This is a genomic window from Paenibacillus sp. CAA11, assembly GCF_003060825.1.
Classification (GTDB): Bacteria; Bacillota; Bacilli; order Paenibacillales; family Paenibacillaceae; genus Fontibacillus.
Map to the genome: position 1 here is coordinate 2571354 of NZ_CP028922.1, position 22905 is coordinate 2594258.

Here is a 22905-nt window from a genome sequence, read left to right on the forward strand (position 1 = left end):
GTTCTAAGTAACGATATATTAGCGAGAAATCACGTGAATAGGGTGACCTTCTACCAATTCGGCAGCTTCCATCACGATTTCGCCCAGGGTAGGGTGAGCGTGAATAGTCAAGGAGATATCCTCCAAGGTAGCGCCCATTTCAATCGCCAGGCCCAGCTCAGCAATCAGGTTGGAGGCTTCAATACCCACAACTTGAGCACCAATCACTACATGGTTATCCTCATGAGCAATCAGCTTGATGAAGCCATCTGGTTGATTCAGGGACAAAGCGCGGCCGTTACCTGCAAATGGGAACTTGCCAGCTTTAACTTTGTATCCTTTGTCTTTAGCTTCCTTCTCAGTGTAGCCTACGCTAGCACATTCTGGATCCGTGAAGCAAACAGCAGGAATAGCTTTGTAGTCTACTACAGAAGGCTGACCAGAGATCGCTTCAGCAGCTACCTTACCTTCATAAGAAGCTTTGTGTGCAAGCGCTGGTCCTGCAACTACATCGCCAATTGCGAAGATATTCGGGTTGGAAGTACGGCCTTGGTGGTCGACTTCGATCAGACCGCGCTCACCAACTTTAACGCCCGCAAGCTCAAGTCCAAGATCTCCGTCTGTGTTAGGACGACGGCCAACAGTTACGAGCAGATAATCTGCAGTGATCTCTTTGCTCTCACCATTCACAGAGTACTTAACTGTAACTTCTTTATCGTTCTGTTCAGCACTTTCAGCCTTAGCGTTAGTGATGATCTCGATATTTGTCTTCGCCATGTTCTTGGCAACCAGACGAGTCATATCCTTGTCAAATCCAGGCAGGATGCTGTCCATACCTTCAATGATGGTTACCTTTGTACCAAATTTGGAGTACATTTGGCCAAGCTCGGCACCGATGTATCCGCCACCGATCAGCACGAGGCTTTTTGGAATTTCTGGCAGTTCCAAAGCTTCGGTAGAAGACAAGATGCGTCCGCCGAATGGGAATGGCTTAAGCTCAATCGGACGGGAACCCGTAGCGATAATGCAGTTCTTGAAACGGTAGCGAGGGGATTCATGCTCGTTAAAGCAGCGCGCCTCGTTCTCGTTAATGAACATGCACTCACCGTTGAATACTTCAACCTTGTTGCCTTTGAGCAGACCAGCAACGCCGCCAGTCAGCTTTTTAACAACACTGTTCTTAAATTCTTGAGTTTTGCCAAAGTCCACTTTGACATTCTCAGCAGTAACACCGAATGCACTTCCATGCTGTGCAGACTCATATTGATGAGCAGCTGCAATCAGTGCTTTAGATGGGATACATCCGCGGTTCAAGCACACGCCGCCCACTTCGGATTTATCTACAATCAGAACCTTTTGGCCCAGCTGAGCGGCACGGATTGCCGCTACATAACCACCAGGACCTGCACCAATGACTAATGTATCGATATCAAGAGAAGCGTCTCCTACTACCATTGATTACACCTCCATAACAAGCAGCTCAGGGTTAGCGAGCAGTTGTTTAATGTAGTTCATGAAGTTTTGAGCAGTTGCGCCATCGATCAAGCGGTGGTCAAAGCTCAACGAAAGAGCCATTACAGGTGCTGCTACGATCTCACCGTTCTTCACAACCGGTTTCTCGGAGATGCGTCCAGTACCCAGAATTGCAACTTCAGGATAGTTAATAATTGGAGTAAAGAACATACCGCCAGCAGAACCGATATTAGTGATGGAGATCGAGCTGCCCTTCATTTCAGCAGGGCTCAGCTTACCGTCACGGCCGCGAGCAGCCAGGTCACGGATTGCATCAGCGATCATCCAAATGCTCTTACGGTCTGCATCCTTGATCACAGGAACGATCAAACCGTTGTCTGTATCTGTAGCAATACCGATATTGTAGTACTTCTTGTAAACAATTTCGTTGTTCTCTTCGTCAATAGATGCGTTAAGCGCAGGGAATTGACGGGAAGCAGCAACGAGTGCTTTAACGATGAATGGCAGGTAAGTTACCTTAACGCCTTTCTTCTCAGCGATCGGCTTCATGCGGGTACGGAACGCTACAAGCTCGGTTACGTCAACTTCGTCCATGATCGTAACGTGAGGAGCTGTATAAGCGGATTTAACCATAGCGTTGGAAATCGCTTTGCGGATACCCTTGAATGGTACGCGTTCTTCTTCCCCATTAGCCGCAGGAGCAGAAGCCGCTGGTTTAGAAGCAGCTGGAGCGGAAGCCTTAGGAGCTTCTTGTGCTGCCGGAGCTGCTGGAGCCGCAGCGCCGCCTTTCTTGAAGGCTTCTACGTCTTCTCTAGTGATCTTGCCAGCTTTGCCGCTGCCCTTCACTTGTGCCAGGTCTACGCCTTGCTCACGAGCAAATTTGCGGACGCTTGGAGTAGCCAGTACTTCTGCATTTGGAGCACCCGGAACGGTACCTGCAGTGTTAGCTCCGCCCTTAGCAGCGTCAGCTTCTTGTGCTGCAGCTTGTGCAGGCGCGGACTCTTGCTCAGGCACATCACCTTCAGCATCAATAACAGCCACAACCTGACCCACGCGGAAGACAGCGCCGTCTTTACCGAACACTTCAAGCACTGTACCGTTGACTGGACAAGGAACTTCAACTACAGCTTTATCGTTTTGAATTTCCATGATGATGTCCTCATCGGTTACTTTATCACCTGGTTTAATATGCATTTTGATAATTTCGCCTTCATGCAGACCTTCACCAAGTTCAGGGAACAAGTACTGGAATTTGGTAGAACCCGCTGCAGCAACAGGTGCTGGCGCAGCTTCAGCTGCCGGAGCTGCAGGCTCGCTATGGGATTCTGGAGCAGCTTCTTGCTCAGGAATGTCGCCTTCAGCCTCAATTACGGCTACGACTTGACCCACGCGGAATACTGCGCCATCCGTACCAAATACTTCTTGTACTACACCGTTCACAGGACAAGGAACTTCAACAACAGCCTTGTCATTCTGTACTTCCATAATAATATCTTCGTCGGTTACTTTATCGCCCGGCTTGATATGCATTTTGATGATCTCGCCCTCGTGCAAGCCTTCGCCCAACTCGGGAAAGCGATATTCAAACTTTGCCAATGAAAAGACCTCCTCTGGTTTGTATAAATTAAAATTCGAGAACTTTATTGACAGCGGCTACGACACGTGCCGGAGACGGAAGCCACTGATCTTCGATTTGTGCGAACGGATAAACAGTATCCGGACCAGTAACACGCAGAACAGGTGCTTCCAGGTGCAGGATTGCTTTTTCGTTGATTTGTGCAATAACTTCAGCAGCGATCCCAGCAGACTTTTGCGCTTCTTGAACCACAATTGCGCGGTTTGTCTTCTTAACGGAAGCTACAATTGTATCAATATCAAGCGGCACGAGTGTCCGCAGGTCAATCACTTCAGCTTTGATTCCGTTCTTCTCCAGCTCATCAGCAGCTTTTTGCGCTGTGTGAACCATCAGACCGTAAGCAATAATCGTTACGTCAGAACCTTCACGAACGACATTTGCCTTACCCAGCTCAACGGTATATTCACCGTCTGGCACTTCTGTACGGAAAGCATGGTACAGGTTCAAGTGCTCCATGAAGAAGACAGGGTCGTTATCACGGATGGCAGAGATCAAAAGACCTTTAGCATCATAAGGGTTGGAAGGCACTACCAATTTAATACCCGGAGTTTGGGCAATCAAACCTTCCAATGAGTCGGTGTGAAGCTCAGCCGCTTTTACACCGCCGCCGAACGGAGTGCGGAATACGACTGGCGCATTGTAACGGCCGCCGGAACGGAAGCGCACACGAGCTGCTTGAACCAGGATTTGGTCCAATGCTTCAAAGATAAAACCAACAAATTGGATTTCAGCGATCGGACGGAATCCTTGAATCCCGAGACCAAAAGCCAAACCGCCGATTGCGGATTCAGCCAGCGGTGTATCAAATACACGCTCTTCCCCAAACTCTTTTTGCAGACCTTCTGTTACACGGAATACACCGCCTACATGGCCTACGTCTTCCCCGAAGATCATGACATTCGGGTCGCGGTTCAATTCCACACGCATTGCGTCGCGGATCGCTTCTTTCATATTCATCTGTGCCATTGCTATTACTCCTCCTTAACAATTTCCAGTTCACGTCCGGATGGACTTATCTATTTGAAGCTAATAACGATCAATTATTGAAAATCAGCTTTTTGCTCTTCAAGATGCTTAGGTGTAGTCTCGAACATGCTGTCGATCAGACTAGCTACAGTCATCTTGTCAGTTTGCTCAGCCTTTTTGATTTGCTCGTTCACTTTAGCTTTCGCCTCTTCTTTAACACGAACTGTGTCTTCTTCAGTCCACAGACCTTTTTTCTCTAAGTATTTTGCAAGGCGGGCAATCGGATCCTTCTCGCTCCATTGTCCTTCTTCTTCTTTGGTACGATATTTAGTAGTATCGTCAGACAAGGAGTGAGGACGGAAACGGTAAGTAACAGCTTCGATCAAGGTTGCGCCTTCGCCGTTGCGGCCGCGTTCAGCTGCGTCTTGAACAGCTTTGATAACTGCGAGCACGTCCATGCCGTCGACCTTTACACCTTTGATACCAGCAGCAACAGCTTTGTGTGCAATGGACAGAGCAGCTGTTTGCTTAGCAAACGGAGTTGTAATCGCATAGCCGTTGTTTTGAACAAAGAAAATAACCGGCAGCTTGTATGCTCCAGCATAGTTCAGACCTTCGTAGAAATCACCTTCAGAAGATCCACCGTCACCCGTGTAAGTAATAACGACTTGTTTTTGTTTTTTCAGTTTGAAGCCCATAGCAATACCCATTGCATGAAGGATTTGCGCGCCGATGATGATCTGTGGCATCAGGACGTTAACACCTTCAGGGATTTGTCCGCCATGTTGATGTCCGCGGGAATAAAGGAACGCTTGATAAAGCGGAAGTCCGTGCCATACGATTTGCGGCATATCACGGTAACCAGGACAAACGAAGTCTTCTTTTTGAAGTGCAAATTCACTTCCGACCATAGTTGCTTCTTGACCAGATACAGGAGCGTAGAAACCAAGGCGTCCTTGACGACCCAGGTTGATAGCCCGTTCGTCCCAAGTACGTGTAAATACCATACGGTACATAATTTCTTTAAGCTGATCATCGGTTAATTCAGGAAGAAGTTTTTTGTTAACGATTTCACCGTCCGGCGAGAGCACGGACAACGCTTCAACTTCCTCGGTATATACTTCATAAGGAACCTTGCTCATTTTCTTCACCTCGACAAAAAATTTGAATATCATGTTCCGCTGTTATAGAATTATTATACATCTGTTTCACCGTTGAAGTCAAAGGATATACTACAAAATGTATTAATAATCTTGTTTTGTATGTATAACAGCGTTTCAAAAATAGTATAACAACAGTGATCATTGTCACAGTGTATGGGCTGTCCAATACATGGTTATCTTAACTGATCGCGTTATCAAATGCAAAACGGGAATGGGAGAGTGACGAGCGTCATGACGGATTCAAGATACTTGAAACGAACCGTGGTCAAAGAGGAAATCGAAAGTGCTTATTTGGGTGAAAAACGAAAGCTGCGCATTTATCTGCCCCCCGGCTATAACGATGTGCTGAGTTACCCGGTTGTCTACTGTCAGGATGGTGAAGAGTTCTTCAATTTTGGTAGAATTGCAACCCATGCCAACCGCCTGATCCTTGACGAGGATATTGAGCCATTCATTATTGTTGGTGTTGAAGTCAACACCTCTGTACGCACTGCGGAATATGCTCCTTTCGGCAATCGATTTAACGCCTATACATCATGCTTCACGGAAGAAATTATACCCTACGTAGAAAAAAATTATCCGGTTCGTCAAAACCGTGAGGAACGCATCTTGGCTGGAGATTCTTTAGGAGGCTCGGTCTCGCTCCATATCGCCATGAAACGGCCTGACCTTTTCTCCAAAATTATTAGCTTGTCTGGGGCCTACTACATTCCTTCACAAGAAATGATTGCAGCGGAGACAGATTTGTCGGGTCTTTCCTTATATATGGTTGTTGGATTGCAAGAGCGCGATTATCAAACGGATACAGGAATCTATGATTTTGTGGCGCTGAACCGTTCGACGAAAGAGCTGCTTGAGAAGCGCGGCGCAAAGGTCGTCTATTTCGAAAAGGACGGCAAGCACTTATGGGGCTTCTGGCAGCAGGAGCTGCCGGATGCGCTGAGCTACTTCTTGAAATAAACATAAAGGAGGGAGACTCATTTCTTGAGCCTCCCTCCTTTTTTCACTAGCCTGCTTTCCTTGATTTCATCAAGGCTTGATCCGACTGCGGCTGAGCAGGAACCACCTTCAGAGAGCGTCTTGGCAGCTTCCAGCGATAGTGTACGGAGAACATCCGAAAAATCACCACTGCAGCAAACAAAACAATGAGCTCAACATTGCTCTGAGTCCATCCTAAGCCGACGATTGCCCCTGCCAGCATAGCCCAAACCGCATAAATCTCATCCCGCAGGACAAGCGGCTTTCTGCCGGCAAGCAAGTCCCTTATGATCCCCCCACCGATTCCTGTCAGAACCGCGGCTACAATAACCGCGCTGATGGGATGCTTCATTTGTGTCGCATACAGCGCCCCTTGGATCGCAAAAGCCGACAAGCCAATAGCATCAAACAGGACCTCCGTCCTCTTCCAATGCTTGATCCAGGACATAGGCAGGACAAAAGCTGCGATTACTGAGAAAATAGCCAGCATAATCAATGGACCCTGGCTCCATAGCGTGGTTACCGGTACCCCGATTAACACATTGCGGACAATTCCTCCACCAAATGCTGTTGCCAGGCCCAGCACCATAATTCCTAAGATGTCGTAATCTTCCTCCATGGCTACAAATGCGCCGGACATCGCGAAGGCAATCGTACCAATAATGCTGAAAATGTCAAAGATATGCATGATGTTCTTCGTCCTACCCTCTCTTCGTTCAAGCTGACCCACGATGTAAACATTGTATTCCTTCCCGCTTCAATTGTGCAAGACATAAATCTGAACTATACTATTAGAAAGAAAATTGGGAATATACAATGTTCAATTAAAGAAGGAGATAACGAAAGATGCGACCATCCAGCAGAGTATTGATTTTTTCGGGAGGAAGCAACCATGCGGATCAGCTGAAGCACATCCAGCAGGGAGATTTCATTATTGGAGCTGACCGTGGAGCCCTGTTTCTGGTAGAGCATGGAATAGTCCCTGATATGGCCGTAGGTGATTTTGATTCTGTAACTATGGAAGAACTTGAAAAGGTAAAAGAAACGGGGCGCAAGCTCGTCACCTGTGATCCCGTTGATAAGAATCTGACCGATACAGAACTTGCTTTCGAAGTTGCCATGGATCAGCAGCCCGAAGAGATTCTGCTCTTCGGCGTGCTCGGCTCAAGGTTCGACCATTCTTTTATCAATATCCAGCTTTTAATTAGAGCTATGCAGCATCAAGTCAGCTGTGCCATTTTGGATCAAAATAACTATATTACTTTAACAGGTTCCACATGTACGGTTCACGATAGAGGATTTTCGTATGTGTCCCTGCTTCCCATCACTGCCGAAGTAACGGGAATTACACTAAGTGGCTTTATGTATCCACTGGACAAAGCAACCCTGAAAATGGGGCAATCTCGTGGAATCAGCAACAAACTTCTCGGCGAAGAAGGCACTGTTCAGATTGAGAGCGGTCTGCTGCTCGTCATTCAAAGCAAGGATTAATAATTACATTTATGTAACCAATCCTGCGTCAAGCCCGACCTCAGATTCAGTCCTAAACCCTTGTTATGACAAGGATTTAGGACTTTTTATTTGTTCAGAATTCTGGAGATTTTCTTAATTTTTTGTAAACTTTAATCGTTTTTTAATAATCAGGCCCAAACCTATGTGGGCCGTAAGTTTGCTGCAGCTGTGGAAAAATATAGGCCTTATCAAACCTGTTATACTTCAGTCATCCGAACACAAAACATTTTGGAGGTATAACAACAATGACAATGCAACGCAGATATATCCAAAAGGTAATGGCAGTAGGACTGGCAACTACAATTGCTTTCACAGCATTCGCCGCAGTCGGCCAACAAACCGTTCATGCACAAACAACAGCGCAGAGCACCAGCGTGTCCAAAGGACAGCAAATCATCAACTATGGCAAGAAGTTCTTAGGTAGACCTTATAAATTTGGTGCATCTACATCAACCACTAAAAATTTTGATTGCTCCTCTTTTACAAAATACGTCTTTAAGCATTATGGAATTACCCTTCCACGTACTTCCGCTCAGCAATCTAAAGTAGGTAAATTTGTATCTAAAGCCAGCCTGCGCGTAGGGGATCTAGTGTTCTTCTCCAGCGGCAGCCGCGCGAACGGCCATAACGTTACACATGTAGCTATCTATGCCGGAAACGGTAAGATCTTGCACACTTATGGTAAGCCGGGCGTTACGATCTCCAATTTGAACAGCGGCAACTGGAAGAGAACTTATTTAAGTGCACGCCGCGTTCTTTAAATCATATTCCTAAGCACTCAAATGAGGCCTTATCCAATTGGATAGGGCCTCTCTTATTAGGCAACAGTCACTCAAGTAAATATCCTGTTCCCCGAACCGTGTGGATCAGTTTACGTGAACGTCCCCGATCTATTTTCCCCCGCAAATGTCTGATATAGACGTCCACTACGTTCGTCTCCACATTAAACTCATAACCCCATACTTCCTGAAGCAGCACTTCTCGTGAGCAAACCCGGTGAACTCGATGAACGAGGAATACTAGCAGCTCATATTCCTTAGGCGTCAATTTGATTAGCTCTTCCCCGCGATAGACCTTGCGGTCATGTAGCCTTATACGCAAATCCTCATAGGCTAAGACAGACAATTCATCCAGCTGCATCCTGCGAAACAAGCTGTGTAAATGACGCAGCCTGACCGCCAACTCTTCTACAGGTGCCCCTTTTCCCAAATAATCATCTGCTCCGGCCTCAAACGCTCTAGTCAGACTAGTTGTTGATGGACACCGTTCAACGACAATGACCGGAATTAGTATGTCATTAGCTTCTCTTCTAAACTGTGCAAGCCACCGTAGTCTAATATCTTGATCGCAGTCTATCGCCAGAAGCAGGGCTATCGGCTTAGATTCCCTCAGCTGTTCCTGTACTTGTTCAGTTTGGTCTACAGTTAATACAGCCAATCCTTGTTCAGCCAGCTTTCGGGATATGATATAGGCGTATGTCGGGTCGGTATCCTTGATAAACAGAATATAATCCTCCAAGTTGAGCAGCCACCTCTTACCCAAATTCACGGTGCTTCTGCTTATTCTGCAACAGGAGGAATGACTTCATACCTCTAGCCGAAATAACGTGTATACAGAGTCTTAGCCTCCGCGATATTCTTCGTTCCATGAACTAACGCGCGTCCATCCTTAAATAGCACCATTCTGTGACCTCCAATGGAATAAGCGAGCAAGAAGGGATTGCGCTCGACCTTGCCTTCGCATAAGGCTTCAAGTTTTTGGGCAGCCTGAGACAAATCAATCTCCCGCCGGAACGGCGGCCTGATCTGAACCGTATCCCTGCCGCAGAGAACTTCACTTCGGGTTCGATTCTCTGCAGACAAATAAGGAAATACCGCGTTTGGCCCGCAGGAAGGACAATCCTCTTGCTTGGCATTCTCAACCTTAATTGAAGTTTGTTCATTCCTCCACAGATCGAAGGACAGAAGGGTTCCACGCAGAGCAGCTTGCTGGCCGGTTAGCAGCTTAAAGGCTTCTGTTGTCTGATGGGCAACCACCGTGTGAACAGCCATAGGAATAATCCCCGCCGTATCGCAGGTATCCCCTCCGAAAGGAACGGAACGCAAGAGGCAGTTAAGACAAGGTGTATCACCCGGAAGAACGGTAAAAGTCATACCATAGCTCCCTACACAGCCGCCATAAATCCAAGGAATCTGCCACTTTTGAGAAATATCATTGATTACTAATCTAGTCTCAAAATTGTCTGTAGCATCCATAATCAGGTCCACTTCCTTGACCAAAAGCTCAAGTTCCTCTGCCGTAACATCCATTACCCTCGCGTCTACCTCGACTTTAGAATTGATGGCAGATAGTCTTTGCTTAGCTGCGATCGCTTTCGGTAGTCTCTCCTTCGCATCCGCTTCAGAGAATAGCTGCTGACGCTGCAGATTACTCCATTCAACATAATCTCTGTCTGCGATCGTGAGCCTTCCTACGCCTCCTCGGGCCAGTGTTTCCGCAATTGCTGTTCCCAGTGCGCCCGCTCCAATAATAAGCACGTGGGATTGCAGCAGCTTTGCCTGGCCTTTGGTGCCGATCGGAGCGAATCGGATCTGTCTGGAGTAGCGCTCCACCTCTTCCTCAGGAACCTGAAGTTTTTTATCATCTGTCTGTTCTACATTTACGTCGCTTTCTTGCATGAACTATTTCCTCCCTGCCGTACTATAACCCGTTACTCCAAACATTCTATCATAGCCTTTGCAGATAATTATTTTTATTTTTATCCGCCTCCGACAAAATGAATAATTTCTATGCGGTCCCCGTCCTGCAGCTGCTCCTTTGCCTGCTGCTCAATAGGCACAATCTGATGATTGACCTCCACGACAACCGAGTTCATATGCAGCCCAATATATGTGAGCAGCTCCTTTATAGTCCTTGTTTTCCCAGAACAGGTAACGAGCTGTCCATTAATAGTTAATTTCATAGCCAAGCTGTTCCTCCTTCGTTCAAGTTAGCCAAGGAGGGGTTCTTGAATAACAAGCAAACAAAGAACCGCCTCCATAAGGAAGCGGCTCTATTCTCGATATGGCTGCGTTCAGCAAGTCTTCACAGTGACTGTACTAAAAATCACCGTATTGTTCCGCTGATCATATTAATATACGCCGCAAAGGCCGTATGTCCATATCGAATACCCACTTCCCTACGCTGGCATAATCCAGATCAGGTTGTAAGGGTCCGGCAGATTCATCCCCCGTCTCAGCCGCCTAATTCGCAGCTCCCCTAGTGAATAATTCAATTGTGTAACTGGAGTGATTTAGTTATGTGTTGACCAAGCTTCAACATCCCATACCTTGGTTACCCAGTCTTCATAGAAATCAGGTTCGTGTGATACAAGCAGCACAGTACCTTTGAATTCCTTAAGTGCCCGCTTTAGCTCTTCCTTGGCGGCAACATCCAGGTGATTCGTAGGTTCGTCAAATAGAATCCAGTTTGTCTCACGCATCATCAGCTTGCATAAACGTACCTTCGCCTGCTCGCCACCGCTTAGTGCACTGAGCTGACGGGTAATATGCTCGTTCTTAAGACCGCAGCGGGCCAAGTGAGCACGAACCTCATGCTGATTCAGATGCGGGAATTCGTTCCATACGTCATCGATTGGAGTTAAATTCCCGGGACGCACTTCTTGCTCGAAGTAAGCAGGATACAGGAAATCGCCGGTGTATGTTTTGCCGCTAACTGGTGGGATTTTCCCTAAAATGGTCTTTAGCAGTGTTGATTTTCCCACACCATTACAGCCAACAATAGCTATCTTCTCGCCGCGTTCAATAGTCATACTCATCTTCGGCAGCAGGGCATGGGAATAACCGATCTCAAAATCAATTCCTTCGAAAACCGTCTTGCCGCTGGCGCGAGATTCTTTGAAGCCGAATACAGGCTTAGCTGCTTCCTCCGGCTTATCGATTCGCTCCAGACGGTCCAGCTGTTTCTCCCGGCTCTTAGCTCGGCCGGATGTTGAATATCTGGCCTTATTGCGCTGAATAAAATCTTCCTGTTTCTTAATATACTCCCGCTGCTTCTCATAAGCATCAATATGCTGATTCTTATTGATATCAGCCATCTCAAGAAATTTCTCATAGTTGGCCGAATACCGGGTCAATTTAGCAAATTCTAAATGGTAAATGACCGAAACAACCTTGTTCATAAACTCTGTATCGTGAGAGATCAGAATGAAGGCATAAGGATATTCTTGAAGGTAATTCGTCAACCATTGAATATGCTCGACGTCCAGGTAGTTGGTTGGCTCATCAAGGAGAAGAACATTCGGCTTCTCCAGCAGAAGCTTGGCAAGCAGTACCTTTGTCCGCTGACCACCGCTCAGGGCGGACACGTCTCGATCTAAGCCGATAGCCGATAGCCCGAGACCATTTGCCATTTCCTCCACCTTAACATCGATAAGATAGAAATCTCCCAGCTCCAGCTGTTCCTGAATATCGCCCATCTGTACAAGAAGCTCTTCCAGCTCTTCCGGTGTGGCGTCACTCATTTTCTCTGTAATGGTCATCATCTCTTGCTCCAATTCCAGCAGAGGAAGAAAAGCGTCTTTCAGGACATCGCGAATCGTCTTGCCTGGCGTCAATTTTGTATGCTGATCCAGGTAACCATAACGTACCTTAGGCGTCCACTCTACCTTTCCGCTGTCCTTCAGCAGCTGTCCGGTGAGTATATTCATTAAGGTCGATTTTCCCACCCCATTCGCACCGACCAAGCCTACATGCTCGCCTGCCAGTAAACGAAAGGATACATTCTTAAATAATGTGCGGTCTCCAAAATTATGAGACAAATTATCTACAGTCAATAAACTCATTGTAATGAAACGGCTCCTATCACTATGATAATGAATGCCTTATCAGCCTCTATTTACGGCATTCCCTCTTATATTAACACAAGGAGCCATACTTCCGAAATATCGTGTTCATCCCTTAGCGAAATTAAAGCTATTTAGTCAGACAAGGAGCCTCAAAATATCCTCTCACCGCTGCTTCACGCTCATTCGTAAAAACTTCCTCAAGCTTATAGCTACCCTTACAAGACTCACGATAATAATATTTAATACCGCTGCTTAGATCGACACCTCCATAAATAACCTTCCGTTTGATCAGCCGTCCTCCCCCAAAGCTATAATTGTTATAATATTGCTCTCCCACCGGAATACCCTGCAGGAATACAAGTATTCCAACGTCTGCTAAGGTATTGTCCCAATCCTCATCAGGAATTGTTGGCAATGTGAACGTATATTTGAGTCCTGTCTGTCTAGCGTATGTATTGTGCTTATTAATAACCCCTGCCAGATCATCTTCTATGCAGCGGACAATTGTAGTCCTGCGAATATCATCAAAGCGGGCCTCCTGTTTAAGAATAGTGATATCCTGAGAAGCAGCCAGTTCTGCCCGCCTGCCGCGAGACCATTGTCTTCTCTGCGAGTCTAAAACCTCTACTTGATCATCTAATGTGAGTCGGATTGCCTTTCCCTGCTCATCTATTAATGTGTAGGGCTTCTTCTCAGACCATAGATGCTGGATTTGCGGTTCGCCATTCTTACTTAATGTCTCCTGGGAAGAATAAATGTAGTATCCATCATAATCAATGACCAGAACCGCAGGGATATATTGCAACAGCGCTTGTTGTGCTAAGGGATCGTCCACCACTCCGAAGTTAACATATAGCGTATTCAACAAGGCACTTAAAGCCCTCTCCTTGTTAGCTCTAAAATAACGCTCCGAGTCGTAGCCGGCTTCATACTTCTGCAGCTCGTTCTCATTCAGCCTGGTCGCTCCATCCTGAGCAGCAGTCCTAATTACGGCATTATACCTTTGTTCAATCAAATAACCCGCCCTTTGCTGAGCAGCATGTAGATCTTCGGCCCAGAACAAGCCACTGAAGACCATCACAAAAATCATCGCCCAATTAGTAATCTTCATTAAGCACCATGCCTCCATAAATGAGCGGGGATGCTAACATAGCCTGGCTCTCTCCGTACAGCAGCCGCTCAAGCGGCCCGGACGACAATTCTCCTGAAGATTTAATCTGAACAGAAAAATAATCTCCGCTCTCAAGATAGTATCTTCTATCTCCGAAATTCGTTCCTGTCCCCTGCTGTCCATACATACTTTCTAAGATATCATCCGTATAAAAAGCCTCATCTACAACATTATATTGATTCAGAAATGTAGTGGGATCTGCTGTATCTGCATACTCAGGTTGATACACCTTATGACGGTGCTCCATTTTCAGCTCATATCCATGAAGTGACAGCCCTAACTGGCGGTTGAATTCCTCATACATCCCCTGAGTGATATAACCCTTGGTTCGGACAGAGTCCACAAAGCGCTGCTGATCACGATATACGGACATTAGCGATAAGTCATCCTGCATCTTGGCGGTCTGCATCGTAGGATAGAAATATAGCAAGAGAACAGCAAGCAGGGCGGCCGTTATTTTGGACAAAGCGTTTGTCAGTTGAACCCCTCCTACTCTCTTGTAAATTCTATCCGGGTTATGTTCCCTCGGTCGTTACGCTCATAACTGGCTCTATACTTTCCCGCAAGGTCAATCCATGGAACGGTAGATGCGATTATTTTATCCTCAGGCGCCTCCACAGCCTTTTCCAGCTTATGTCCATCCACCTCGATTTCCAAACTCTGTTCATAATGATCTCTCCATAAGTAGAAAATTTGAGTACCCAAGTAGATTTCAATGTCTGTAGTTAATGCAGTACTCTGGGTATTAATTATTCCTTTCTGATTCTGCTTGCTGACCTCTATACTTTGAAGTCCCTTCTTCGCTAAATCCAGTCCCTGTAAAGCATAGACAGCAGCTCCCACCCATAACGCTAACGATGCAGCGATCCAAAGCATCTGTTTGACATGCCCGCTCATAGTTATCCTATCAACGCACCGTTGTTTGCGTGAAAATTAAGCCGCGCACAACATTTGAGCTGTCCTTGATGACATTAGCCTTGAATTTCCCGCTAGGATTCACATACTCATTGTCTGCCTCATTCCAAGTGTTTGCTATATCCCCTCTTCCCTCGTAGAGCACCGAACCATAGTCCGGATTTCCGGCAGCCTGAACGGCAAGCTGATAACCATACCATTGTCCACCGATGTTTTTACCTGTTTTTACCTGGATGCCGAATTGATCCTTACCTTTGTATTTCCTTAGGGCATTAGTCACCTGGGAACCACTAATGGTCGTCTCGTCATATACCGTAAAAGATGCTTGGGCCAGTTCAGTTTGAATATCCGAGAAATTGTTCTGTGCCGTCTTCGTAGCCTCCTGGGCTGAGATAAACAAGATAACTACAATCGTGATTAGAGCAATCGTTAGAAATATACCTGCAGCGACCTTTAAAGCTGATGAAGCATTATTCATTCTTGAATCCTCCTTATAAGTTAGGAAATATGCTGGATCTGTTCGTAATACACACCCATCTGATTAAAGCTCATCCATAATAGCGGAATCACAAGATAAAGGAACACTAGAGCATACATAGGCGTAAATCCGATCATTCTGCCCAGGTTCGCTTTACGATCTAGTAATTTCTCATATTCAAGCTTGCGTTGTTCGAAATAATAGCCCATCTCTTGATCCAGGTCATCAAAGGCTTTTCTTACCGGGAGCTTATCTACGGCGAGCATTAACTTATCTGTCAAAAGCTTAAATTCTACCAGCCCCACATCCTCTTTAAGCTCCTCAATCGCCTGAAGAGGGTTGTACTCATAGTTCAATAGGCATTTCTGAATTGGCGTTCTGAACATGATGGAATAGGAGTGCAGCCACTCCAGAATTTCTTCCGCAGAGATCCGCTCTATTTCTTTCAATATGCCGATCATTGCATAAAATTGATACACCTCGTGCTTCATATCCATCGTTCGAACTCTTCTGTAGAAATAGAGCATCCATAAAGGGGCATAGTAACCACAAAAGCCAGCCAAGAAGGCAACTAGCACCTCCCACCATTTCACATATTCGCTCTGATAACGCTTAAACTTAAATTCGAGACGCTCCGCCCAAACTTCAAGCTCTTCTTCACTGGGATGATTCAAACCCTCAGCATCGTAATAGTGCTTTAACTCATTCCGATCTAGGGAACCAGTTCCTTGAATTTGCCTCATAGCCCGTTGGTCCAACCGCGCCTGCTCTTCAGCTCGTGCTTGATCCTCTTTGGTCATTGTTCCAAACAGAATATTTGTAGGTTCCGTCGTTACAATGCGGTCTTTAGCAAGCAGATGCAGAAGTACGGCGATAACCATAGCGGCTGCAAATCCGATAATAAAATATAAAAATCGTCTGAGATATAACCACTCTACCTTCCAAGGAGTATCCGTATCTCTTATCAAAGCCTCGCTCCTGATATACGAAGATGATCCTCTTGCCGGCATCAGCTTTGAGACCACCCGTCTGATCCAGGACACGTTATACATCCTTTGTATCCACTCTCCCCGCCTGCCCGTCGCTTGGTAACCGGAATCATCCTCACTTCGCATACGTTTTAATAGGAGGTAAGCAATAAAGATAATAAGGTAGATTAAGATCTTGATAAGCATACCTGCTTTGCTTAAATAGAAGTCATTCATTAACGGGAAATTATTACGAGCCCACACCTCTACCGGTTTTGTAAAAAAGAGCGGGGCCAAAGCTATCACAGTTAAACCTTTAAGCAAATAATCCAACCGGGAGAGCCTTAGCAAATCAAGGTATATCTCTTGCTTGAGCCCTGATAAGGCATGAAGAAAAACCGACTTGCCTTCTGCCGGCCGATCCCCATACTCCATAATGAGGTAGCACAGCCCTGCATAAGATTTCAAATATCGTCCCGGTTGGGTCTCATAATACTGCTCCAAGGCTGCTTGCGTTCGTTCAGCCGACAGCGCTTCGGCAATAGTGTATGCATGCCTGGAAATTTGATCCTCTGCCTCCTCAGCCGCTTCAAGCACCGCTTCTTCCACGATTCCGTGCCGCTGATACGCATGCCTGGTCAGAGATAACAACTCCGAGGTTTGCCTTAGCAAATGCCGCTGCAATCGGTTTATACAGCTGCCAAGTACAACTTGATCCATGATCACCGCCGTCAGCACCAGGACCAAGAAATAAAACCAATCGGGATTGAGCAGCAGGAGCAAAGCTATGACAGAACCGTATCCCCCTAACAAAAGGTACACCATTCCTGTTACATGCAGCCTCAGCTCATACTCATTTTGCAGTGATATATGCGAAATTGCTTTTCGAACATGCTTTACGTACGTTCGTAGTGGAGGAATTTGCATGAATAACAAGTAAGATTTCTGCAAATACCCCTGCAACTTCCCTTTCAAGCTTTGTTGTTCGGAGATAAAAATAGCTTTTGTCCGAACGAGTCGCTGCTGCCGCTTTATGAGGAGAGCTGCAGCGATCAGCCCAGCTATCGCTACCGCTAAGATTAGAAACAATACCTCTTTAAGCCCCAAGCTTCTCCCTCCAATAACAGCCTATAAATCGGCCAAACAATCCAGCATCAGCAGAGGTCATTTCTGACTTCATGGAAGAGACCGTTGACTCTGTCATTGCCCGAGCGGGTTCATAACGACCATCACGATAGACGATGATGTCACGTTGTTCGAACAGAGCCTGACCACTCTCGCTCTCGCAAGGAATACATTCCGTGATCCTCTCGATATAGCGTTTGCCTGTCATATCATGCTTAAGATGAATGTCAAAATGAATAACATCCACAACTTGCCGCTCAGCTATGCGTTCATCTCGGAACACGCCCGCCTTCAGCAGAGAGTTGCGAAGAGAATGAACTAACGAAGAGAAGGTTCTCGCGTGGTGTGTAAACAAGGTAAACAAGCTGGCGACTTGGGCGGTCTGAATCATCCAGGCAGCCACCTCATCTGTAGCTACTTCCCCCAGAATATTCACAGTGCCGTCCGTCTTTTTCTGTAAATCAAGACCAGCTTGACCTGTTACATAATCGGTCTCACGAAATGTCAATATGTTCCTTGTCGGATAGAGCCTTCTTAAATGAAGCTCGAAAGACATTTCCTGAACACGCAGAGTATAAGCTTGGTAAATATATTTCACTAGCGCCATCAACAACGTAGTCTTGCCAGATCCTTGAGCGCCAGTGATCGCCGTAATTCGGCTGCCTTTCATCAGATAGGTAAGCAGTTCAACGACCATCTCCGCGTTCTCGCCAACGATAAGCTCTTCAAGTGCAGTTTTGGAAGCATCAAATTTACGGACAAAAAAAGCCCAGCTTTCCGCAAATGGTGGTCTAACCACAACTACTCTTGACCCATCCTTCATCTCATTCACCTTAAACCCATTTGCTTCCGATAAAGGTCCCGGCAGATTATATTTATAGATGTTCTGACAGACTCTCTTGAGTTCGCCCTCCGAGCCAAAGCTTAGGAAGGATAGATGAATGGACTTTCCTTTGAAAAAGATCCAGATGCTGTCCCAGCTTCGCTTGCCGGTGAAATCCTGCAGTGAATGGTCCAACGATATCTCCTGCGGAATACCGCTTACCCCGCCGCTCACGCCGTCTATATTTTGATCCCTAATCTCGTCTATAACCGACAGTCCTTTGTATTGCTGGTATACACGCTGCGCCACAAATTCAAGCTTCTCCTCATAAGTCAGCTTTCGATATTCCAGGTAAAAGGCGCGATCCACGTCTTCACGAGTGATCTCATATCTCCAGCCTGTAGACTCTCCTGCCATCTCCTTAGGATGATCCCAGTTATAATCAGTAATTAAGGCTGCTAATGCAGCATGACCATAACGAAGTTTATAAATATACAAAATCAGTTCAAAGCGGTCTTGAACAGTTAAGAGATTTCCTTCTTCGAAGGGAATGACAAAGTCGACATGTTCCGCCCCCAATCCATAGTCTGTCTGCAGTAGATTTGATATATAGCTTTTAACAAATCTTTTATCCTGCTCGTCACCAGTGACACAGCCCTTCAGAGCCTTCCTGAGCTCTGCCCGCTGATGCCTCCTGCGCTTATAAGCCTCCTCACTTAATCCGTAATCCTGCTGTTGATTCCTGCTGATCTCATGCATACTGAATTTGATATAAGCTATGATAGAATCCAAGCTGTATTTATCTCCTTGTGAGCTTTCGGCTGGTGAATGCCTACTCCTCGACAGCTTAATTAGAAGATAGCAAACAGACAGAAGGAGGATGGCCGCGAGCGCCAAGGTATTTAGTGCTGCATGTCCCATAGCTACGCTCCTTTCACCTGTCCGTCTGGACCTAATCCGCTCAAATATTGTTTAATTTCAGTAGTGATTGTCTGAATGGAAGACATAAGAGGATGACCTCCCCCCCTTCCTTGGTCCAGACTGTAGAATAACCGCTGAAAGAACGGGACCACTTCACCAGCATTCCAAGCATCCGTAAATTGAGTGTTGTAGGGTATACCATACACTCTGAATTGTTGACCATATTTCCTTTGCAAGTTCCGGGTAGAACAGGAAGCCATGGGATCATAGCTCCAAAGAGTAATGATAATAGGAATCCCTATGGTGCTCAGTCTGCCAGCATGCTCAGTAAAAAATCGTCTAATGCTGCCAGCGTTCTGACGAAGAACTACAATTCCCAGATCACCCGGCTCCAGCATGCTAAGTGCTGCTTGCTCCTCGGTGACATTTACATATACGCCATCGTAGCACTCTGCAGCTATTCGCCAGATATGGTGAACGTTCTGGATAACCTCAGAATCCTGCCAATGAACAGGCAGCTGATAGCCGGTAACTAAGTCCAGCCTTTCCTTGATTAGGGGACAAGTAAAGTTCTTAAGGCTTTGAGAATGAAGCCTACCGCTTTCTGAAAGCCTGTACAAAGCAGTAAACCCTTCATCCATTGCCGGAACCAAGCCTTCGCCCTCCAGCCGCTGCCCCAATCCTTCATCTACACTGGTGCCCCTTGGCCCGTGGTGCCCAACGATCACTCCCCCACTGTATTGCAAGCTATGGCTCACAGCCAATGCGGCCGTGATTTCTTTCGCTCCGATGGCATCCTCTGCGTTCCATACGATAACTTTGTTCATGCCTTTCTCCTCTCTGCCAGCTTTAGGGCACGCTTCGCTTGGGCCCCCTTCCAACCCGCCACCTGCACAACCAACTGACTAATAGATTTCTTATACGTTCTGGTCAATCTTCTTAAGGAAATAGCCCGGTCATGCCCATTCTCGATCTTAGCAGCATAGGCCAGCTCATCCGTTGCGATTGTCAGAGGCTCTTCACTCCACTTAACGGGCAATCCGCTAGCCAGCATTTGAACGTACTCAGGTGAGATTCTGCAATCCAAGTGATGCAGGAATACTGTCCGAATGAAGATTCCTTGAAGCTTCGGATACATCTGGAGCAGCCGTGCAAACCATTCTGTACTTCGCTCGACTTCAAAACGATCCATACTGCTGACCCACCAAACCGACTCCGCCTCAAGCCAGATCTCTGTAGACCCAAAAGACAGCTTCTCTAAATCGTAAATTACAATGTCATAGCTCTTGATATCCGTGCCCTGCTGTTCCAAATATTCTCTCAGTCCTTCATCTGAGAAAAATCCATCTGCAACCTCGAAGCCATAGAACTCAGTAACAGGGATATGCTTATCAAGCTTGCTTATCGAGTAGCGGTAGGTTTGCCTCTCGGTAGCATCAACTAAAAGCACTCTTAGGCCTGATACGGCAAGCAGACGTGACAAATATAGAAGCAGGTCCCTCTTGTCGCTTATACCGGTAAATATCCAGCTTCTCATCATTTTTCACCTTCTAGATCGGCAGGCTCACTGCCTGCATTGCTCTTGTTCATGGTCTGGCTGCTCTCATAGCTTGCAGCTTCCTGCGGGGTAACCATGGTCAGATTTTGTTCAAGCAAGACTCTTGCCGCCTTGCTCAGCGCATTCTCAGCCTTGACAACAATGTTCGGGTCTCTTTGTATTAATTGAAGAACTCGCTCGTTTACTGGATATGTAGAGACAGCCTCTTCCTGGAGCTCAGGTTCGACATATGTTAATGCATAGATAGATGCCTTATGCAGATAAGCATCAACAATAGCGCTGGACAAGGATAAAATCTCATGTTCTTTGAGTGTTACGGAAATGGTGTCTTTCGCAAGAGAATTTATTTTCTTCTTCGATAACAAAATATAATCCTGTCCGGTTGGAAATTGAATCCGAACATCTACCGTGTCGTGATTCTTTAAGGCCATAGGCAGCTGTACGAAGCTCATTTCCCGATTTCGCAAATCCGCTGTGGCTGGTTCATCGTTGTAAAGCAGAGTACTTGTTAACAACGTTTGTGGCTCCAAGCGAACTTTTGCCGTTTTTCCAATGACTTGATCTAACTCCGTTGCTGCATTGGCGGGGAGTATCGCCTTGGGAACTTCAACCGTTGCTACCGCCTCCTCTGGCACCTTATCCCCGGCAGCCACTGCCCTATTCACGGTATACACTGACTGGATCGTGAGATTCTGTGCCTCTTTAAACTTGTCTAGTTCAGCTTGATAATTGCGTTCCAATGCGGACTGCCTTGCAGCTGATTTTGCGTGTATCGTTATAAGAACGATAACAAAGATCAATGTGGTCACCAGAATGCCTGATAAAACGGCATAGATGATCTGTTTATTTCTTCTGCTTATTGAGACCATCACAATCCTCCCTGATCGAATTTCATACCTCTCCAAAGCCTTCGTAATCCTCTTCTTGGCGGTTCGGTTCCTCCAGTCAGCTTGGAACAAACCTGTTCAGCCCATTGCCGGCTCAGTTGCCGCGGCTCAAACGGGTTGGGGTCGGAAGGCACGGCGAAAGCTTCCTCAATTTCAAGCGTTCTTTGCAGAACAGAAATAGCTCTTTCATCCGCTGCCGGAAAGCAATAATACCGATTATCGGAGGGATGCTGTTCAAGCCATCCCCTTAATTCGTCAAGTTCCTGGCACTTCCAGATGGCGGGGGAAGATACGATTATCTGTAAATCCGCCCTAAGAAATTCCTCTAGACCTTCTTTATCCGTACTGCTTCCAAGATCCAGCACAACGGCGCCTTCTCCCGAGCCTAAGAGCGAAAGAAGTTGATTGCGGTTAGACCGCCTTATGTACTGAACACCTTCTATTTCAAAAGATTGTCCGTATTCCCGATCAGCCAAGACTTGACCAATCCTCTCGAAGGCCTTCGACTTCTGCTCCCAATCCATTAGCGTAAGCTTTGAATAACGAGCTTTCAGCGCATGACTTAGCAATATCGCCGTATGCGTAGTCCCTACGCCATGTGCAGTCCCCATTACTGCGATGACAATCGGTCTCGTCAGACCGCTATAGCTGCTTGAAGAAGCAGGCGGACTAACACTGCGAAATGCATGCATTACTTCTTGAGCGGATTGAAAACGATTTTCGGGCTTGTACTGAAGAAGCTTTCTGATCACCTTTACAAAAGAGGGCGTTAACTGAATACCGGGAATCTCATCTTGGGGGAAATTCCATTCGCTATACCTTCCCGATGTTGCTGCATATAGCAATATTGCTCCAAGCGCATAAAGATCGGTTCGCCCATCCGTTTGACTGCCTCCATACTGTTCTGGCGCAGCAAAGCCTATCGTTCCGAGCTGAACGGTATCCTCCGTTCTCTCCGCTTTGTATTCGCGTGCTGTGCCGAAATCAATGAACCGAAGCTCACCGTTTGGCTGAATCATGAGATTCGAAGGCTTAAGATCCCGATAAATAATCGCCGGCTGCCTGCTATGCAAATAATCTAATCCTTCGCAGATTTGCTCGCCTAATTTAATCAGAGTCTGCTCAGTCACTTGCTTGGTAGTCCTGACTGTCTGCTCCAGGGTTACGCCATCAATAAGATCCATAATTAAATAAGTCTCTCCTTCGGTTCCTGGAGGGAAAAAATCAACAATTCTTGGCAACCGAGGGTGCTGCAGCGTAATCAGCATGGTCGCTTCTTCTTCTATGTAGGCATAAGAACTTGTCTCTGCCACACTCTGCTTGACTGCCCATATCTTACCAGGCAGCCTTAGATCAGCTGCGGCGTATACCCTGCTTGTCCCACCGTGTCCAATAGGACGGACAACTTTGTATCTATTACCGATGATTGTTCCAGGTTGCAGCAGTTGAGGCAGCTTCATTTCTTCTCCTTTCCGAGCGCAAAAAAAGAAAGCACCCTAACCCGTT

The 22905-nt window shown here is 46.5% G+C and carries 22 protein-coding genes and 1 riboswitch; of the genes, 3 read left to right on the forward strand and 19 right to left on the reverse strand.

From position 1 onward, the window contains the following. Window positions 1-18: 18 nt before the first annotated feature. The 4 genes from lpdA to pdhA form a co-directional block, all read right to left on the reverse strand. Entirely contained in the window at window positions 19-1434 is a 1416-nt protein-coding gene (gene lpdA, locus DCC85_RS11850) for a dihydrolipoyl dehydrogenase (RefSeq protein ID WP_108465775.1), read from the reverse strand. 3 nt (window positions 1435-1437) lie between these two features. Further along, complete coding sequence (locus DCC85_RS11855) at window positions 1438-3048, reverse strand: 2-oxo acid dehydrogenase subunit E2 (protein ID WP_108465776.1); 1611 nt, start codon at window positions 3046-3048, stop codon at window positions 1438-1440. Window positions 3049-3076: 28 nt separating this feature from the next. Continuing rightward, a complete protein-coding gene (locus tag DCC85_RS11860) occupies window positions 3077-4054 on the reverse strand; it encodes an alpha-ketoacid dehydrogenase subunit beta (protein ID WP_108465777.1) in 978 nt (325 codons plus the stop codon). Between the two features lie 74 nt (window positions 4055-4128). Further along, complete coding sequence (gene pdhA, locus DCC85_RS11865; RefSeq protein WP_108465778.1) at window positions 4129-5196, reverse strand: pyruvate dehydrogenase (acetyl-transferring) E1 component subunit alpha; 1068 nt, start codon at window positions 5194-5196, stop codon at window positions 4129-4131. 252 nt (window positions 5197-5448) lie between these two features. On the opposite strand from pdhA, the gene DCC85_RS11870 reads away from it, so the two are divergent. Then, window positions 5449-6177: an alpha/beta hydrolase gene (locus DCC85_RS11870; RefSeq protein WP_108465779.1), complete on the forward strand. Its 729-nt coding sequence runs from the start codon at window positions 5449-5451 to the stop codon at window positions 6175-6177. Window positions 6178-6223: 46 nt separating this feature from the next. On the opposite strand, the gene DCC85_RS11875 is transcribed toward DCC85_RS11870, so the two are convergent. Beyond that, window positions 6224-6883: a trimeric intracellular cation channel family protein gene (locus tag DCC85_RS11875; RefSeq protein ID WP_108465780.1), complete on the reverse strand. Its 660-nt coding sequence runs from the start codon at window positions 6881-6883 to the stop codon at window positions 6224-6226. Between the two features lie 158 nt (window positions 6884-7041). Between DCC85_RS11875 and DCC85_RS11880 the strand changes: the two genes are divergently transcribed. Then, a complete protein-coding gene (locus DCC85_RS11880; RefSeq protein WP_108465781.1) occupies window positions 7042-7686 on the forward strand; it encodes a thiamine diphosphokinase in 645 nt (214 codons plus the stop codon). Window positions 7687-7952: 266 nt separating this feature from the next. Beyond that, on the forward strand, window positions 7953-8468 hold the full coding sequence (locus DCC85_RS11885) for a C40 family peptidase (RefSeq protein WP_199909915.1): 516 nt from the start codon (window positions 7953-7955) through the stop codon (window positions 8466-8468). A 67-nt stretch (window positions 8469-8535) separates the two neighbouring features. Here the strand turns inward: DCC85_RS11885 and DCC85_RS11890 are convergent, their stop codons facing one another. The 14 genes from DCC85_RS11890 to DCC85_RS11955 form a co-directional block, all read right to left on the reverse strand. Continuing rightward, window positions 8536-9225 carry a response regulator transcription factor gene (locus DCC85_RS11890; RefSeq protein ID WP_159081860.1) on the reverse strand — a complete coding sequence of 230 codons (690 nt, stop codon included), beginning with the start codon at window positions 9223-9225 and terminating at the stop codon, window positions 8536-8538. 74 nt (window positions 9226-9299) lie between these two features. Further along, on the reverse strand, window positions 9300-10385 hold the full coding sequence (locus DCC85_RS11895; RefSeq protein WP_108465783.1) for a MoeB/ThiF family adenylyltransferase: 1086 nt from the start codon (window positions 10383-10385) through the stop codon (window positions 9300-9302). Window positions 10386-10465: 80 nt separating this feature from the next. Then, on the reverse strand, window positions 10466-10669 hold the full coding sequence (gene thiS, locus DCC85_RS11900) for a sulfur carrier protein ThiS (RefSeq protein WP_108465784.1): 204 nt from the start codon (window positions 10667-10669) through the stop codon (window positions 10466-10468). A gap of 196 nt (window positions 10670-10865) precedes the next feature. Further along, window positions 10866-10977, reverse strand: a riboswitch (TPP riboswitch). A gap of 22 nt (window positions 10978-10999) precedes the next feature. Further along, window positions 11000-12550 carry an ABC-F family ATP-binding cassette domain-containing protein gene (locus DCC85_RS11905; protein ID WP_108465785.1) on the reverse strand — a complete coding sequence of 517 codons (1551 nt, stop codon included), beginning with the start codon at window positions 12548-12550 and terminating at the stop codon, window positions 11000-11002. 130 nt (window positions 12551-12680) lie between these two features. Beyond that, entirely contained in the window at window positions 12681-13664 is a 984-nt protein-coding gene (locus DCC85_RS11910; RefSeq protein WP_108465786.1) for a hypothetical protein, read from the reverse strand. Continuing rightward, window positions 13651-14190, reverse strand: a complete 540-nt coding sequence (locus tag DCC85_RS11915) for a hypothetical protein (protein ID WP_108465787.1) — start codon at window positions 14188-14190, stop codon at window positions 13651-13653. The genes DCC85_RS11910 and DCC85_RS11915 overlap by 14 nt, the downstream gene beginning before the upstream one ends. 23 nt (window positions 14191-14213) lie before the next feature. Continuing rightward, a complete protein-coding gene (locus DCC85_RS11920; protein ID WP_108465788.1) occupies window positions 14214-14621 on the reverse strand; it encodes a hypothetical protein in 408 nt (135 codons plus the stop codon). A 10-nt stretch (window positions 14622-14631) separates the two neighbouring features. Next, complete coding sequence (locus DCC85_RS11925; RefSeq protein WP_108465789.1) at window positions 14632-15117, reverse strand: ABC transporter permease; 486 nt, start codon at window positions 15115-15117, stop codon at window positions 14632-14634. A gap of 20 nt (window positions 15118-15137) precedes the next feature. Continuing rightward, window positions 15138-17192, reverse strand: a complete 2055-nt coding sequence (locus DCC85_RS11930; RefSeq protein ID WP_108465790.1) for a hypothetical protein — start codon at window positions 17190-17192, stop codon at window positions 15138-15140. Next, window positions 17182-18954 (reverse strand): ATPase, T2SS/T4P/T4SS family, encoded by a 1773-nt coding sequence (locus DCC85_RS11935; RefSeq protein ID WP_108465791.1) that lies wholly within the window; start codon window positions 18952-18954, stop codon window positions 17182-17184. The genes DCC85_RS11930 and DCC85_RS11935 overlap by 11 nt, the downstream gene beginning before the upstream one ends. Window positions 18955-18956: 2 nt before the next feature. Then, entirely contained in the window at window positions 18957-19781 is an 825-nt protein-coding gene (locus DCC85_RS11940) for a hypothetical protein (RefSeq protein WP_108465792.1), read from the reverse strand. Next, on the reverse strand, window positions 19778-20494 hold the full coding sequence (locus DCC85_RS11945; RefSeq protein ID WP_159081862.1) for a hypothetical protein: 717 nt from the start codon (window positions 20492-20494) through the stop codon (window positions 19778-19780). The genes DCC85_RS11940 and DCC85_RS11945 overlap by 4 nt, the downstream gene beginning before the upstream one ends. Then, a complete protein-coding gene (locus tag DCC85_RS11950) occupies window positions 20491-21381 on the reverse strand; it encodes an SAF domain-containing protein (RefSeq protein ID WP_108465794.1) in 891 nt (296 codons plus the stop codon). Before DCC85_RS11950 ends, DCC85_RS11945 begins: the two co-directional genes overlap by 4 nt. Next, window positions 21381-22859: a serine/threonine-protein kinase gene (locus DCC85_RS11955; protein ID WP_108465795.1), complete on the reverse strand. Its 1479-nt coding sequence runs from the start codon at window positions 22857-22859 to the stop codon at window positions 21381-21383. The genes DCC85_RS11950 and DCC85_RS11955 overlap by 1 nt, the downstream gene beginning before the upstream one ends. Window positions 22860-22905: the final 46 nt, after the last annotated feature.

Excerpts from the sequence above, each read along its gene's own strand:
- DCC85_RS11955 (WP_108465795.1), bottom strand. The coding sequence starts at position 22,859 with ATGAAGCTGCCTCAACTGCTGCAACCTGGAACAATCATCGGTAATAGA.
- DCC85_RS11905 (WP_108465785.1), bottom strand. The coding sequence starts at position 12,550 with ATGAGTTTATTGACTGTAGATAATTTGTCTCATAATTTTGGAGACCGC.
- lpdA (WP_108465775.1), bottom strand. The coding sequence starts at position 1,434 with ATGGTAGTAGGAGACGCTTCTCTTGATATCGATACATTAGTCATTGGT.
- DCC85_RS11880 (WP_108465781.1), top strand. The coding sequence starts at position 7,042 with ATGCGACCATCCAGCAGAGTATTGATTTTTTCGGGAGGAAGCAACCAT.
- DCC85_RS11925 (WP_108465789.1), bottom strand. The coding sequence starts at position 15,117 with ATGAATAATGCTTCATCAGCTTTAAAGGTCGCTGCAGGTATATTTCTA.
- DCC85_RS11895 (WP_108465783.1), bottom strand. The coding sequence starts at position 10,385 with ATGCAAGAAAGCGACGTAAATGTAGAACAGACAGATGATAAAAAACTT.
- DCC85_RS11910 (WP_108465786.1), bottom strand. The coding sequence starts at position 13,664 with ATGAAGATTACTAATTGGGCGATGATTTTTGTGATGGTCTTCAGTGGC.
- DCC85_RS11875 (WP_108465780.1), bottom strand. The coding sequence starts at position 6,883 with ATGCATATCTTTGACATTTTCAGCATTATTGGTACGATTGCCTTCGCG.
- DCC85_RS11945 (WP_159081862.1), bottom strand. The coding sequence starts at position 20,494 with ATGATGAGAAGCTGGATATTTACCGGTATAAGCGACAAGAGGGACCTG.
- DCC85_RS11950 (WP_108465794.1), bottom strand. The coding sequence starts at position 21,381 with ATGGTCTCAATAAGCAGAAGAAATAAACAGATCATCTATGCCGTTTTA.
- DCC85_RS11920 (WP_108465788.1), bottom strand. The coding sequence starts at position 14,621 with ATGAGCGGGCATGTCAAACAGATGCTTTGGATCGCTGCATCGTTAGCG.
- pdhA (WP_108465778.1), bottom strand. The coding sequence starts at position 5,196 with ATGAGCAAGGTTCCTTATGAAGTATATACCGAGGAAGTTGAAGCGTTG.
- DCC85_RS11870 (WP_108465779.1), top strand. The coding sequence starts at position 5,449 with ATGACGGATTCAAGATACTTGAAACGAACCGTGGTCAAAGAGGAAATC.
- thiS (WP_108465784.1), bottom strand. The coding sequence starts at position 10,669 with ATGAAATTAACTATTAATGGACAGCTCGTTACCTGTTCTGGGAAAACA.
- DCC85_RS11860 (WP_108465777.1), bottom strand. The coding sequence starts at position 4,054 with ATGGCACAGATGAATATGAAAGAAGCGATCCGCGACGCAATGCGTGTG.
- DCC85_RS11940 (WP_108465792.1), bottom strand. The coding sequence starts at position 19,781 with ATGAACAAAGTTATCGTATGGAACGCAGAGGATGCCATCGGAGCGAAA.
- DCC85_RS11885 (WP_199909915.1), top strand. The coding sequence starts at position 7,953 with ATGACAATGCAACGCAGATATATCCAAAAGGTAATGGCAGTAGGACTG.
- DCC85_RS11935 (WP_108465791.1), bottom strand. The coding sequence starts at position 18,954 with ATGGGACATGCAGCACTAAATACCTTGGCGCTCGCGGCCATCCTCCTT.